This window comes from Paenibacillus thiaminolyticus (assembly GCF_003591545.1).
In the GTDB taxonomy this organism is placed as follows: Bacteria; Bacillota; Bacilli; order Paenibacillales; family Paenibacillaceae; genus Paenibacillus_B; species Paenibacillus_B thiaminolyticus_A.
In genome coordinates this window covers 242,128-257,140 of the sequence record NZ_QYZD01000004.1, presented here as the reverse complement: position 1 = coordinate 257,140, position 15,013 = coordinate 242,128, and the positions used below count along the sequence as shown (strand labels likewise).

Here is a 15,013-nt window from a genome sequence, read left to right as displayed (position 1 = left end):
AACAGGTTGTTCAACATGCTGTCAAGCGTTTATGGACTTGTGCCGCTAATTTCCGTTGAAGGAGGTTAACGGCATGGGGTCCTTTTTTTCTAGGAGAGCATGGAAGTGAGCACGGATACGACCGGCATGGGCAATCCGGTAGCGCAGGGTTCCTTGCAGGATGCGTTGCCTGATTTCTTTTTTTCTCTGCATTTGCATAACACTAGAGGGAAGGCGTTTGTCGGCAATAAGGAAGACATCCGCGATTTCGACAGCTCCACGGCAGGACTCGGAGGCTGTCCCTATGCTCCTAACGCAAGCGGGCACATGAATGCTCCGCTCTGCATTTTGCGCCGAAAGGGCAGTCCAAGCTTGGTTGAAGACGAAAGAAGATAGAAAATGAAAAGGATGTGGCAAGAATGACCCGTTTAGATTCTCCAGGCTTACGTTTGCGTCAAGCTGCTGAGGAAGAGCGGCCGCTGCAGGTGGCTGGCACGATTAACGCCTATGCCGCTATGCTGGCCAAGTCCGTAGGCTTCCGCGCGATTTATTTGTCCGGGGCCGGTGTGGCCAACGCTTCATTCGGCTTGCCGGATCTGGGCATTACGACACTGAACGATGTGACGGAGGATGTCCGCCGCATCACTTCGGCCGTCGACCTGCCGCTTCTGGTAGATGCCGACACGGGATTCGGAAGCGCCTTCAATATCGCCAGAACCATTCGGGAAATGACCAGAGCCGGGGCGGCGGGCGTGCATATCGAGGATCAAGTGATGGCCAAACGATGCGGGCACCGGCCGAACAAAGCGATTGTGAGCAAGGAAGAAATGGCCGATCGGATTAAGACGGCAGTCGATGCCAAGACGGATGGTTCCTTCGTCATTATGGCGCGCACGGACGCTCTGGCTTCCGAAGGGCTCGATGCTGCGCTCGAGCGGGCGGCCGCTTATGTGGAAGCCGGGGCGGACATGATTTTTGCCGAGGCGGTTACCGAAGTGTGGCAATACCGGAAATTCGCCGAAGCCGTGAATGTGCCGATTCTTGCGAATATTACGGAGTTCGGACAGACGCCGATGCTGTCCGTTGAAGAGCTTGGAGCCGCCGGCGTCAGCCTCGTGCTCTATCCTTTGTCCGCTTTCCGCGCTATGAATGCCGCGGCTTTACAGGTGTATGAGACGATCCGCCGCGAAGGAACGCAGAAAAGCGTCATCGATATGATGCAAACACGCAACGAGTTGTATGAATTTTTGAAGTATCACGATTACGAAAAAAAGCTGGATGAATTGTTCGCTGCCGACAAGGAGGGACAATAAATGACAACGGCGAAAAAACAAGGCGGATTAGCCGGAATCATCGCCGGCCAAACGGCGATTGCTACCGTAGGGAAAGAGGGTAAGGGCCTGAATTATCGGGGGTATTCCATCTACGATCTGGCCGAGCATGCGACCTTCGAGGAAACGGCCTATCTGCTCATTTACGGAACATTGCCTTCTTCCAGTGAATTGGCCGCTTATCGCTCGAAGCTGCTGCGCCTGCGCGGACTCCCGGCTGGTCTGAAGAAGGTGCTGGAACAGCTGCCGGCCGGATCACACCCGATGGACGTACTGCGCACGGGGTGTTCGGTTCTCGGCACCATGGAACCTGAGGGTACCGGACGCAGCCAAAGCGATATTGCCGACCGCTTGATGGCCAGCTTCGGCTCGATGCTGCTGTATTGGCATCATTATGCCCAGACCGGCACCAGAATTGAGACGGACACGGACGACAGCAGCATCGCCGGACATTTTCTGCATTTGCTGCACGGCAAGAAGCCGGAACCGCTGCATGAGCGGGCGATGGACGTTTCTTTGATTCTGTATGCGGAGCATGAATACAACGCTTCGACCTTTGCCTCCCGGACCGCCGCTTCTACTTTGTCGGACATGTATTCGGCGATTACTTCAGGCATCGGCACGCTGCGCGGTCCGCTGCACGGCGGCGCCAACGAGGCGGCTATGGAACTGATCCAACAGTTCCACACGCCGGACGAGGCGGAAGCGGGCCTGCGCCGGATGCTGCAGGAGAAAAAATTGATCATGGGCTTCGGGCACCGGGTCTATTCCGTCTCCGATCCGCGCTCCGATGTCATTAAGATCTGGTCGCGCAAACTGTCGGAGCATGCAGGGAACATGAATCTTTATCATATTTCCGAACGCATTGAATCGATGATGTGGGGAGAGAAGAAGCTGTTTCCGAATCTGGACTTCTACAGCGCTTCGGCTTACCATCTGATGGGCATCCCGACGGCGATGTTCACGCCCCTGTTCGTGATATCCCGCACGAGCGGGTGGTCTGCTCACATAATCGAGCAAAGAGCGAGCAACAAGTTGATTCGCCCCAACGCGGAATATATTGGTCCAGAACCTCAGCCATGGCTGCCGATGGAATTGAGAGCATAACTACTCGTGAGGAGGAATGCATTGTGTCATCACATATCAGCAATGTAAGACCTGAGCCGGATCAAGTGATTAAGGATATCGCCGCTTATGTAGGCCAGACGATTGATAGCGAGGAAGCGTACCGAACCGCCCGATACTGCTTAATCGATACGCTCGGCTGTGGCATGCTGGCGCTGCGTTACCCGGAGTGCACGAAGCTGCTCGGACCGATTGTGCCGGGAACGGTCGTGCCGAACGGTGCCAAGGTGCCGGGTACTTCCTACCAGTTGGATCCCGTTACAGCTGCATTTAACATCGGCGCCATGAGCCGCTGGCTGGATTACAACGATACGTGGCTGGCTGCGGAATGGGGCCACCCTTCGGACAATCTAGGCGGCATTCTGGCCATTGCCGATTATGTAAGCCGGAGGAACGTTGCGGAAGGAAAAGCTCCGCTATTAATGCGGGACGTATTGACGGGCATGATTCAAGCCCATGAAATACAAGGCGTGATCGCACTGGAAAACAGCTTCAACCGCGTAGGACTGGACCATGTCCTGCTCGTCAAAGTGGCTTCGACCGCCGTTGTTACGAAGCTGCTCGGCGGAACCGAGGAGCAGATCATTAATGCGGTGTCCAACGCATGGATCGACGGACAATCCCTTCGTACGTACCGTCATGCGCCTAATACGGGCTCTCGCAAATCGTGGGCCGCAGGCGATGCGACAAGTCGTGCAGTGCGCCTGGCCATGATGTCTATGAAGGGCGAAATGGGCTATCCCTCCGCATTGACGGCGAAAAACTGGGGCTTCTACGATGTTCTCTTTAAAGGCAACGAGTTCAAGTTCCAGCGTCCTTACGGATCATATGTCATGGAGAACGTGCTGTTCAAGCTTTCGTTCCCCGCGGAATTCCATGCGCAAACGGCCGTGGAGTGCGCGATTCAGCTGCATCCGGACGTCAAGGAGCGGCTGGACGACATCGACCATATTGTGATCACCACACACGAATCGGCGATCCGTATCATCGATAAACAAGGACCGCTGTACAACCCGGCGGACCGCGATCATTGCCTGCAGTACATGACGGCAATCGGACTTATTTTCGGTGAGCTGACAGCGGATCATTATGAAGATTCCACAGCAGAAGATCCGCGTGTCGATGCCCTGCGGGAGAAGATGACGGTAGTGGAAAATCCGCAATATTCCAAGGATTATCTCGATCCGGATAAGCGCTCCATTGCCAATGCCATTCAAGTGATGTTCAAGGACGGCTCCAAGACGGACAACGTGGCCGTTGAATATCCGATCGGCCATCGCCGCAGAAGAGCGGAAGGCATCCCGGTGCTGGAAAAGAAATTTAAGAACAATTTGGCGACGCGTTTCCCCGCAAAGCAAGTGGCGGACATTCTGGAGCTTTGCGAAAATCAAGAGCGCTTGGAAGCTACAGCTGTACAAGTTTTCGTGGACAAGTTTTTTATCTGAAAAGTAAGAACCCACCCTAAGGTTAGCGCCCAGGTGGGTTCTTATTTCTGTGCAACTTAGAAGGGATAGGCCCATCCAAGCCAATTGTTAGCCGAGTGTTTGCCGCACTCGGCTCCTTTAATGGTATGATAACACAATAGGAAAAAGAAGTGAACATCACTAGCGTGCAATTTGGCCTGCAAATGAGCAAACCCCGGGGCTGCCTGCCGGCAACCCCGAGGACAAACTACTGATCCGCAGGAATGGTCAGCGTGACCTGTGTTCCAACCTGGACGGCACTGTCTATGCTCAAGCCATACTTTGGCCCGTACATAAGCTTCGCGCGGTCGTTGACGTTTTTGAGCCCATAGCCTTTGGACTGCGTATGCAGCAGCAGAGGAAGCCGCTCCGGCGGAATGCCCACGCCATTGTCCTGCACTTGAAGCACGATGCAGTCCTGTTCCCGTTTTCCCGATACACGGATGTTCCCGCCGCCTTCTTCTCTGTTCTCAATGCCATGCAGTATGGCGTTTTCGATAAGAGGCTGCAGCATTAAGTTCGGCATGCGGCAGGACAGAATCTCATCCTCGATCTGATATTCTACTTCGAAGCTGTTGCTGTGCATGATAAGCTGAATCCGCATGTAGGATTGGATATTCAGAATTTCATCCGAGACCAGGATCATGTTGTCGCCCTTATTCAGGGTCGTCCGATAAAAGGTGGACAATAGCTGAGCCATCTCGCTAATTTCCGGGGCCCGAAGCCGAATCGCCCTCCAGTTGATAAGAGAGAGGGAATTGTACAGAAAGTGGGGATTGATCTGCGCCTGGAGCGCCTTCATTTCATACTCTTTGCGCGCAATTTCCTCCACATACACTTTCTTAATAAGCGTCTTGGTCTCTTCTACCATATTGCCGAACCCTCTGATCAAGTCCCCGATTTCATCTTTCGAGTCGCTGGTGACCGTAACCTCGAGCACGCCCTTTCCGACCAGATTCATATTTTGATGCAAATGATCGATACGGGACATCATCCTTCTGGCAAAAAAGGTGCCGGTCACAGCGACGGCAATTATGCAGGCGATCATGATCAGCACGATGGTCAAAATAATGAGCCACGCGGAGGCCGTGATCAGATTCGTCGGCTTATATAAAAACACATTCCACCCCGAGATCGGGATCATGGAATGCAATACGGTGTAATCCTGCTCATTCCAGCGCAGCTTATGACCTGCTTGAATGGGAATCTCGGATTTTCCCTTTAGCTTTTCCGATGAATAGACTGCATGTCCGTCTGCGTCCGTGACGAGAATCTCGGCTCCATTGGCCTGCAAAGACTCGAAGGATTGGAACAGGGAAGCATGCTCTACTTCGGTATACAAAATATTATCTTTCGGATTTCTTAGTTTCGTATTAAAAATGCGCCCGACGCTGAACATCGTATTTCCATCAAAAAACCAAAGGTTTTCCGTCGTTGTCATCACTTGCGGGTACCAATCGGCATGGGTTATCTCCTCGATAGGGATGACGGTGCTCCCATGCTTCGGCAGGTTCGTTCCCGTATACAGCGTGATTCGCTTGATATCCAGATTCAAATATTGGGCGGTATAAAAATTTTGGTCAATGACGTTTTTGAGCTGATCATACATCGAATAAGCACTATCATACGTATGATTGGCGGCATTAAGAATCGCTTGATTGAAGCTCAAAAAGGTAATGATTTTATTGTACGTATTCAACTGATTGTTCACCGCTTGCACACTTTGCTCCAGATTCGCATTCAGATCCGCTTCAGACTGAGCCAACAAAAGCTGCCTAGTCTCAAAAAAACAAAATCCGCCCAACACAATAACGGGGATTAAGCTGATGAAGAGAAAGGCAAGTTTGATTTTGGTCTGGAATTTCATGTCGCGAATGAATTGCTTATGCGCTTGCCATCCTCTCATTCTCTGTCTCCTGCAGCCACGAATTGCCGGTATTTTTCGGGAGTGCGCCCATAAAAGTCTCGATAGTTCTGGCAAAAATACGAGACATCCCGATATCCCACGGCGCTCGATATATCGGACACTTTGAGATGAGTGCTCGTTAACAATTCCTGTGCCTTCTGCATGCGCACGTTTTTGATGTATTTGTTCAAGCCGCAGCCCATACTCTTCTTGAACATCGAACTCAGGTAATGGGGCGATAAATAGACTTTGGCAGCGAGAGAATCCAGACTCAGATCGTCAGCATAGTGTTCTTCGATATACTTGGTGATGCAGGCAATATCCCGGTTGCATGAGGCTTCGGAATCTGTATATTTCTCCTCCAGCCGCAAGACGTACTCATTGATGATTTTTTTTATATCCCGTATAACTTCGGCTCTGTATATTTTTTCAATCCCGTGATTGAGCTCCAGTTCTGACACATCCATGAGATGGGTAACGATTTCTTGATACAGACTCGAAAACATATATTTTACATACAGTTGCGAGAACTGAACCTGCTTTTCATATTTTTGATACAGGATTTCGGTGTTGCCCTTCAGGCCGAATATATCCCGGTTCTTAATATTGTTCCGAATCTTTTCCAAGATAGCGCTATCACATTGATCCGTGTCATCGGAAGCACAAACGATATCATCCGTTTCTTCAAAAATAAAACGGTCCGGAGAGAAAAATCGGTACTCCATCAGCTGCTCTAATTGGTTAAGCCCTGCAGCTAGATCTTCAATCGCCGCCGGTCCCTCGTTCATGGCTACATAGCAGATCGAATTAAATCTCGTTAAAATGCTCTCGTGAATACGCTGTGCCAGGTCACGATAGGATAAGCCGGAGGAACACTCCGCCTCGGGAAAGAGCAGCAAGCTCTGATAGCCATTCAAATTGATATAATCCGCCGGCGTGTCCAACAGGGACAGGACATAGCTTTCGAACTCCGCTCCAACATGCTCGAAGAAGTTTTTTTCACACTCCAGCAGCAGTATTCTGTGGTAAGCAGCCGGCAATTCCAATGAAGCTCCCTTCAATGAAGGAGGGGCGCCCACACCGTTGACGAGGGTGAACAGCACATGTTTTTTGACATAGGCTCTTCTCATCTTCGATGCCTCGTCTTCTTGCTTTTGTTGGGTTATGTCTTGGATGACTTTGTGCATCGTATCTTGAAAGGCATCCACATGGATTGGCTTGAGAAGGTAGTCGGACACTCCAAGGGAGATGGCCGTCTTCGCATATTCAAATTCCGCGAATCCGCTGAATATGATCACCTTCAATTGCGGTTGAAGCTGGAGTGCCTGCCTGGTAAGCTGCAGCCCATCCTTAAGCGGCATCTTCACATCGGTGAACAAAATATCGGCAGACTGGCGGCGCAGAAATTCGAGCGCCTTTTTGCCGTTTTCCGCAAACTCCACTTTAAGAGGAAATTGAAGCTCTTCGATCAGAAAAGCGATGCCTTCTCGTTCTTCCTGTTGATCATCTGCGATTAAAATGGTTAGCATGTGCATCCTCTTTTCAAGCGTTATCATCATTTATTATAAGCCTTTTCAAAACGAATGAAATAGACGGAGCGCTCATTAGGAAACTTCGTAAAAAATTCGCGTAAAGCACAATTAATTCATATATACGGCCGCGAAGGAAACGCATTAGAATTAGAGACGTGCAAGACATGTTGGATATCCATGTTGAAGCAAGCCGGCGTTTTGAAATCGTTCACACCACTGTAAAGGAGCTTATGTCATGATCACAAAACGGAGACACGGTTTTTTCTTTGCGATAGCATTGCTATTGGTTATTGCCATGGCTGGATGTCAAAAAGCGGACAAGCCTGCTGAGGAATCCGCTATAGATATGAATGACCCGGCGTGGAAGGAAGCCAAGACGACATCTTTTGCGCCTTATCCTGAAACCGTTACCTACACGGTGGGTCAGGTAGCAGGGAATTACTCTTCGCTGAAAGGCACGCCCTATGAGAAGGACAATGCGACCGACAATGTATGGACAAGATATATCAAGAACAAGCTGAATGTCCAAAATGAGATTGCGTTCGAGGCCAATGACGGGACAGACTATCAGCAAAAAGTATCGATGGCTATCGTAAGCGGCGAGATTCCCGATATTATGGTCGTTCCCGATCATCAGACATTGGAGCAGCTATACGAGAACGATCTAATCGAAGACCTTACCGCTGCCTATGAAAATACAGCCAGTGAGCGAATCAAGGAAATCTATGATTCCTATGATGGCCGCGTGCTGGACACCGCCAAGTTCGACGGCAAGCTGATGGCGCTTCCAACTACGGAAATCTCTCACGGGCCGGGCGTCCTGTGGCTGCGCAAAGACTGGATGGATAAATTGGGGCTTGCCGAACTGAAAACAATCGAAGATATTGAGCATATCATCACCCAGTTCGTAGAAAAAGATCCCGGCGGCAATGGACCTGGAACTACGGTCGGTCTTGTCATCGATAATGAACAGCCTGTCGGAATTTCGGGCGGTCAATATGAAGTGAATAACATCTTTGCGTTATATGGAGCGTTCCCGAAGCAATGGATCGATGATGGCACGGGCAAGGCTGTATACGGTTCCATCCAGTCTGAAATGAAGCCTGCTCTTGCTAAAATCGCGGATATGTATAAAAAAGGACTCATTGACCGTCAGTTCGCCGTTCGTACCTCGGATGACCGCAAGGCGCTGCTGACAAGCGGCAAAAGCGGATCGTTCCTGGACAACTGGTGGGGAAGCTGGACTGTGGCTGACTCGCTCAAGCTCAATCCGGATGCCGAGTGGGTGTCTTATGTCGCTCCGCAATCGGAAGACGGTTCGGTCACGATGTTCACGGGCAAGCCGACCAGCAGTTATCTGGTGGTCCGCAAAGGATTCAGCCATCCTGAAGCCGCTATTAAGATCGCGAGCGTTCAATTCGATTATCAGCGTTATCAAGAGAAGGACGAAGCTGTTCTCAAGGAATTCGAGGATTACAGCGCGCATAATGTAGGCGGATCTCCGCTAGCTGTCAACATTGACTATTATGATGCTTTCTACCGCAATGTCGGACTTATGGAAAAGGCGTTGGAGACAGGCGATGCCAGCAAACTAACGAGCAATCTGGATATTGCGGCTTATAAGTCTTACAAAAAATATTTGGATGATTCGAAAAATGGAAATCAAGTCGATGCCAATGCATGGGCCGGATATACATCGAGCATTACGACGGCGAAGCTGGTCAACAGCTCCAACATCAAAGAAGTTAACCCGATTTTCTTCGGAAGCACTCGCTCCATGTCTTTGAAATGGCCGACCTTAATGAAGATGGAGCTTGAAATGTATCTGAAAATTATTACAGGCGAGCAAACGCCGGATGACTTCGATAAATTTGTTGAGAATTGGAAGAAAACCGGCGGCGACATCATTACGGATGAAGTGAACGAAGCGATTGCCTCCAATTGACGTGAAAGAGAGCGTTCTTCATGAAGAATAGAAACGATCAGATCGCGTTCCACTCGATGATGGCCGCAGGCATGATCTTCCTGATTATTTTCTCGTTCATCCCGATGTTCGGGATTGTGATGGCTTTTCAAGATTATGTTCCTGCCAAAGGGATCAGCGGTTCGCGATGGGTAGGTTTGGACAATTTTAAATTCATGCTGCAAATTCCGGACAGCAAGCAGATTTTTATCAACACGATCGTTATCGCGGTATGGAAAATTATTGTGGGGACCTTCGTTTCGATTACGTTTGCTTTGCTCCTGAATGAGATTCGAGTGAAAATCGCCAAGCGGTTCATGCAGACGGTTGTGTATTTGCCGAATTTCTTATCATGGGCCGTACTGGCTACGGTCGTGATGAACATCTTTTCCTATGAAGGTCCGATCAATGCATTTTTAGGATGGTTTGGCGAGGACCCGATTTTATTTATGGCGAGCAATGAATGGTTCAGACCGATGCTGGTGTTGTCCGATGTGTGGAAAGGGTTCGGATATGGCTCGATCATCTATCTGGCCTCGCTGACCTCGATTGATCCGGGACAATACGAAGCGGCGTCGATTGATGGCGCGAACCGGTTCCAGAAGCTGTGGTATGTCACGCTGCCCGGCCTGATGCCTACGATTCTGCTGGTCACGACGTTGAACCTGCCGAATGTGTTGAATGCCGGCTTCGACCAAATTTTTAATCTCTATAATCCTTTGGTATACGAGACTGCCGACATCATTGACACCTATGTGTACCGGGTGGGTCTGGTCGAAAGACAATATAGTCTCGGAACTGCAGTCGGTCTGTTGCGTTCCATTGTCGGTATTATCTTGATCTTGTCTGCGAACAAATTGACGCAAAAGCTGACAGATTATCGCATTTTCTAGGGGGTGTCTTCCATTATAGCTCAGACGATGAAAAGCCGCGTCGCCGACGTGATTATCTGGATATTGTTATTGACGCTTACGTTGTCTTGTCTGTTTCCGCTACTCAATATGGTAGCTATTTCATTGAGTGATAATGCGGCCGCTTCCGCTAATTTGGTGGGCCTGTTCCCGGTGAATTTTACATGGAGCTCCTATGAAAAGCTGCTGTCAGACTCGCAATTTTGGCGTTCGTTCATGATCTCGGTCGAAAGGGTCGTATTGGGGCTAGGCGTAAATATGGCGCTGATGATCCTGATGGCCTACCCGTTATCCAAAAGCTCGAAGCAATTTCGGGGACAGAAAGTGTATATGAATATCGTTATTTTCGCGATGCTGTTCTCCGGGGGACTCATTCCGACATTCATGGTCGTCAAGCAGCTTGGTCTGCTGGATTCCATTTGGGCGTTGATATTGCCGGGGGCGGTTCCCATCGGCAACGTCATCCTGCTCATGAATGCGTTCCGTGCGGTTCCGAAGTCGCTGGAGGAGGCGGCCAAGATCGATGGAGCCTCGCAGTGGAAGATCTTATTCTCAGTCTATCTGCCGGTCGTATTGCCTACGCTGGCAACGGTGATGCTGTTTACGATCGTCGGCCACTGGAATGATTATTTCAGCGCGCTAGTGTATATCAACAAGACTTCGAACTATCCGCTGCAGACCTATATTCAGCAGCTCAGCGTGGAAGTGCAGAACATCACGGATCCGGCGAAATTGGCCGAATATGCAAAGATTTCAGACCGGACGCTAAATTCCGCCAAAATCGTTGTGTCTACGCTGCCATTGCTTTTGATTTATCCTTTCTTACAGAAGTACTTCGTGTCCGGAATTGTTGTCGGTTCCGTCAAGGAATAAGTCATTAGGTGATTCGCAGCAAAATACAATAGGGTGAAATGAAGCCGTACGGTATTTCACGTATGCTGCCTCGCCGCAATGATTCCACAGCGCGGCGAGGTTTTGCATATCGGCGGCCGACCACATGGCGTTCAGGAGGTTAGCAATGACGAATGCAGGTATAACATCAATGTTAGATGACATGAAAATATTCGTGTCGAAGGAAGCGAACCGCGCGATCTCCTTTACCAATAAGGAGTCCGCGTTTTACTTTACGCAGTCTCACCACACGGATCATCCGGAGCATGCTTATTTTGAAGGATGGAATATCGCGAAGCGCCGGATTTTGCAGGGCTACAATTTATATGAAGGCGGCCGCAGGCTGGATAATCAGCATTCGCAAGTGTATGTCTATCCTTACAAAATGGTGCGCGAGCATGGTTCCCTCACAGAAGAGCTGTGGATGCTGGATTATCGAAATGTGCTGGAAATCAGCCTTGCCGGCGCGCAGCAGCCGACCATCGGCTTGGAGCTTAGGGGAGAGAATGTGAAGCTGATAGGGCAAGAGGGTCATATCCTGATCTTTTCGGCTGTCACAGACGGCTGGGTGATTGCCGTTGGCTCCAGGCGGCTGCAGCCGTTAACGCTGGAAGGGCATATGATCTCTGCGGATGCGAAGGAGGAAGGCTTCTGCATCGCTGCCGGCCGAACGGCAGAGGAAGCCGTCGCGCTGCTGCAGGATACGAGGGGGCAGGTCGATCGCCTCAAGATGGAGCGAGTCAAGCGAATGGAACGTCTGCTTCGCGAAAATACGTATCTGGAAACCGCAGATGATACACTGGAGCTGGCTCTGCGCTGGGTAAGCATCACGATGGATCAGCTTGTCACGAGACAGCAAGGAGACGGCATCTACGCCGGGCTTCCTTGGTTCAATGAATATTGGGGACGGGATCAGTTCATTTCGCTCCCGGGGGCTGTCTTGGTTAGCGGGCAATTCGACACGGCACAGAACATTCTGCTTTCATTTGCCGAATTTCAGAATACGGATCAGGATTCCCAATTTTACGGCAGAATGCCGAATATCCTTGCCCCTGAAAATATTGATTATCATACAACGGACGGCACGCCGCGGTTTGTTATCCAGCTGCAGGATTATGTCAAATATTCCGGCGATATGGAACTCATTAAAGAGCTGTATCCGGCCGTCATACGCAGCATTCAAGGATCCATTGACCACTGGATGGACGAGAAGGGCTACCTGATGCATGCCGACAATGAAACGTGGATGGATGCGCGGGACAGTCAGCTGCGCTCCTATTCGCCAAGGGATACGCGGGCCAATGATATTCAGGCGCTATGGTACAACCAGCTGCTGGCCGGAGTGTACTTCGCCGAGTATATGAAGGATGACGATCATGCGGAACAGTGGAAGCAGATAGCAGATCAGTTGAAAAAGAATTTTGAGAAGGATTACCGCGATGCCGAGCATCCTTATTTGGCCGACCGGCTGGATAAGGAAGGCAACCCGGAGTTCTCCCTGCGTCCGAATCAGCTCTTTGCCTTTGACATGTTCGACGATCAGGAGTTTGCTTGTCAGGCCATCCGCACGGCTTGGGAAGAGCTTGTATATCCTTGGGGAGTCGCTTCTCTGGACCGGCGCCATCCGTCGTTCCATCCGTTCCATTTGACGCCTCATTATCATAAGGATGCCGCATATCACAACGGCGCCGTATGGCTCTGGCTGAACGGTATCGCGATGCAGCGCATGATTGAGGCGGGAGAGGAAGAGACAGCCTATCGATTGTTCAAGAACATGAACGGGATGGCGCTGACCAAGGGGGTCGTCGGCGGACTGTGCGAAAATATGGATGCCTACCCGCATGAAGGCGAGAGCTGGGCGAAGCTGACAGGGGCGTATCTGCAAGCCTGGTCCAATGCCGAGCATTTGCGGGTATGGTACCAATACTTTTTGGGAGTACGGCCGGATCTGATTCAGCATACGTTAGTCCTCGCTCCGCGACTACCGGAGGAGATTGCGGATCTGAATTATGCGATCAACGTGGGCAAGGGCCGCATTGCCGCAGAGTACCGCAATGAAGGGGCCAGGGTATATCGGTATCAGTTCCAGGACCTCTACTTGCGAGCAAGAATTGATATTTCGCCTTTTGAGCCGCTGGAGTTAGAGGTGCGCCCTAATTCGGAGCTAAGGATAACGCAGGCCGACGGGACGCTGACCGTAACCTTGCTCGATCATTACCATGACATCATCCAGGCGATGGAAGCCACCGTCTCGCCAGTGCGCGCAGAGCAGCGGGCAAGACACCACCGCATCCTGAAGGATGTCCGCTTCGCCGAGCCAATGGATGTACAGAATCATCCTGTGATGAGATAGGGTTGGCTCCATAAAATAGCGAGTATGAATAGAGATCCCTGCTATCAAAAAATGGCAGGGATCTTTATAATGGAAGGAACACAGATACCGAATTTCTCGTCATACCCACACCGAACAAGGAATGATCGAAAGATAGTGGATTGAAGTCAGGCGTATCACAGGGCCTCCTTCGGGAGCAGTAAGGTTTACCGTTCGTAAATACTAATAATACGTACTTAACCAGCTTGATTGGCAAGGTTGGCGGAAAAAATATTTTCGACGGTATCGATAAAGGATGGGCTGAGGTAAGCTGGGAGGAAGTGGTGAGCCGCGACCCGGACGTCATCGTCATTCTCGATTATGGCGACACGACGGCCGCACAGAAGCAGGAGCTGCTCTTGAACAAAGCGCCGCTGGCTGATGTGAAGGCGATCAAAAACAAGCGGTTTATCGTGCTGCCGCTCTCGGCGGCTGCAGAGGGCATCCGGGCGCCGATCGCTTTACAGACGATCGCTGCCGGCTTGTATCCGGATAAAGTGCAGCCATAATAAGCAGCAGCGGGAAGGAGGGCATTCATGCCGACATGGAATTTGGGGGAGATCCGCCATCATCTGCTGATATGCAACGGCGGCAGCTGCATGAAGCAGCAGGCCGATGAAGTGACGCAAGCGATCCGGGATGAAATCTCGGCACTCGGAGCGAAAAAACAGATTCATACGACACGCACCCGCTGCAATGGTCGTTGTACGGACGCTTGTGTCGTCATCGCCTACCCGGAAGGGGTCTGGTATAAGGAGATGACTCCGGAGCTGGGAAGGGAATTGGTGCGCAAGCAACTGGCTGGCGAGCGGCTCGAGGAGCAAATGGTCTACTCATATGACCGCCGCTTCATCGCCACCGGCCAATCGGTTGTTGGAAAAGATAAACCACCGAGCTAGATCCTGCCACAGTCATAGTCATAGCAACAGTCATAGGCATAGCCACAGCCAAGACGCTTCCGCCACAGGCAACGTTCTTGACACTGACGTCTGTATGGGGGAGCATGAATTTTACCGATCTCTATTGATAATCTAGTCCTGATCATAAGGGGCTGTCTCGAAAGCCGTTTTTAGCTGCAGCGAGACAGCCCCGACCCTGCTTCTTACTACTCAGATTGCTGAAAAATACTGTGAAAATGCAGTTTTTCTTGATGACGTGTACTCCCTTGCAGGAATTGCTGCAAAACGGCATTAATTTCAGTCTCTCCAATAAATTTTAGACAAAAATAGATGGAAATAATGTATTTCTGCAGCAATATCGGTAAATAGTCGTTCAAATGGCATAAATTGCTGCATCAGTGCAGGATTTTACGGCCTCATCCATCTTCCGCAGCTTTTCGCCGACTTCGCTAAAGCAGGGACATCTTCGTGCCCGGGAATAAGCTTACTTCCAGATCGTCGAGGTCGAGAGGCTGGGCGCGATCGTTATTGGGAAGCTATCCATCTGCACGAGCAATCACCTGCATCTCTCAAGATCGTTTCCTGCAGAATTGAGGATGGCACTGCTCCCTGAGAAGCTTGGCTTGAATATAATGAGGACTA

General features: G+C 50.6%; 11 protein-coding genes and 1 pseudogene. 10 read left to right on the top strand and 2 right to left on the bottom strand.

Annotated elements, in window-relative coordinates; translation table 11 throughout:
* Nucleotides 1-105: 105 nt before the first annotated feature.
* Genes DQX05_RS32815 through DQX05_RS07510 form a run of 4 tightly spaced genes read left to right on the top strand, consistent with a single transcriptional unit; the run spans nucleotide 106 to nucleotide 3,880 of the window.
* Nucleotides 106-375, top strand: a complete 270-nt coding sequence (locus DQX05_RS32815) for a beta/alpha barrel domain-containing protein (RefSeq protein ID WP_147385163.1) — start codon at nucleotides 106-108, stop codon at nucleotides 373-375.
* Nucleotides 376-398: 23 nt separating this feature from the next.
* Entirely contained in the window at nucleotides 399-1,292 is an 894-nt protein-coding gene (gene prpB, locus DQX05_RS07520; RefSeq protein ID WP_119792307.1) for a methylisocitrate lyase, read from the top strand.
* Entirely contained in the window at nucleotides 1,293-2,417 is a 1,125-nt protein-coding gene (gene prpC, locus DQX05_RS07515) for a bifunctional 2-methylcitrate synthase/citrate synthase (protein WP_119792303.1), read from the top strand.
* A 23-nt stretch (nucleotides 2,418-2,440) separates the two neighbouring features.
* On the top strand, nucleotides 2,441-3,880 hold the full coding sequence (locus DQX05_RS07510) for a bifunctional 2-methylcitrate dehydratase/aconitate hydratase (RefSeq protein WP_119792301.1): 1,440 nt from the start codon (nucleotides 2,441-2,443) through the stop codon (nucleotides 3,878-3,880).
* Between the two features lie 226 nt (nucleotides 3,881-4,106).
* On the opposite strand, the gene DQX05_RS07505 is transcribed toward DQX05_RS07510, so the two are convergent.
* Together DQX05_RS07505 and DQX05_RS07500 are read right to left on the bottom strand one after the other, a co-directional pair.
* Nucleotides 4,107-5,804: a sensor histidine kinase gene (locus tag DQX05_RS07505; protein ID WP_119792299.1), complete on the bottom strand. Its 1,698-nt coding sequence runs from the start codon at nucleotides 5,802-5,804 to the stop codon at nucleotides 4,107-4,109.
* Nucleotides 5,801-7,333, bottom strand: coding sequence for a response regulator transcription factor (locus DQX05_RS07500; protein ID WP_182914660.1), 1,533 nt, complete (start codon nucleotides 7,331-7,333; stop codon nucleotides 5,801-5,803). The genes DQX05_RS07505 and DQX05_RS07500 overlap by 4 nt, the downstream gene beginning before the upstream one ends.
* A gap of 238 nt (nucleotides 7,334-7,571) precedes the next feature.
* On the opposite strand from DQX05_RS07500, the gene DQX05_RS07495 reads away from it, so the two are divergent.
* From DQX05_RS07495 to DQX05_RS07470, 6 genes and pseudogenes are all read left to right on the top strand, one after another.
* Nucleotides 7,572-9,281, top strand: a complete 1,710-nt coding sequence (locus DQX05_RS07495; protein WP_119792296.1) for an extracellular solute-binding protein — start codon at nucleotides 7,572-7,574, stop codon at nucleotides 9,279-9,281.
* A gap of 20 nt (nucleotides 9,282-9,301) precedes the next feature.
* Nucleotides 9,302-10,192 carry an ABC transporter permease gene (locus DQX05_RS07490; protein ID WP_119792294.1) on the top strand — a complete coding sequence of 297 codons (891 nt, stop codon included), beginning with the start codon at nucleotides 9,302-9,304 and terminating at the stop codon, nucleotides 10,190-10,192.
* A gap of 27 nt (nucleotides 10,193-10,219) precedes the next feature.
* Nucleotides 10,220-11,083, top strand: a complete 864-nt coding sequence (locus DQX05_RS07485) for a carbohydrate ABC transporter permease (protein WP_119792293.1) — start codon at nucleotides 10,220-10,222, stop codon at nucleotides 11,081-11,083.
* Between the two features lie 145 nt (nucleotides 11,084-11,228).
* The gene (locus DQX05_RS07480) at nucleotides 11,229-13,454 is read left to right on the top strand and encodes an amylo-alpha-1,6-glucosidase (protein ID WP_182914659.1); all 2,226 of its coding nucleotides are present in this window, start codon (nucleotides 11,229-11,231) and stop codon (nucleotides 13,452-13,454) included.
* Between the two features lie 188 nt (nucleotides 13,455-13,642).
* Nucleotides 13,643-13,981, top strand: a pseudogene (locus DQX05_RS07475) (ABC transporter substrate-binding protein); the annotation flags it as partial.
* 27 nt (nucleotides 13,982-14,008) lie between these two features.
* On the top strand, nucleotides 14,009-14,371 hold the full coding sequence (locus tag DQX05_RS07470) for a (2Fe-2S) ferredoxin domain-containing protein (RefSeq protein ID WP_119792289.1): 363 nt from the start codon (nucleotides 14,009-14,011) through the stop codon (nucleotides 14,369-14,371).
* Nucleotides 14,372-15,013 lie beyond the last annotated feature (642 nt).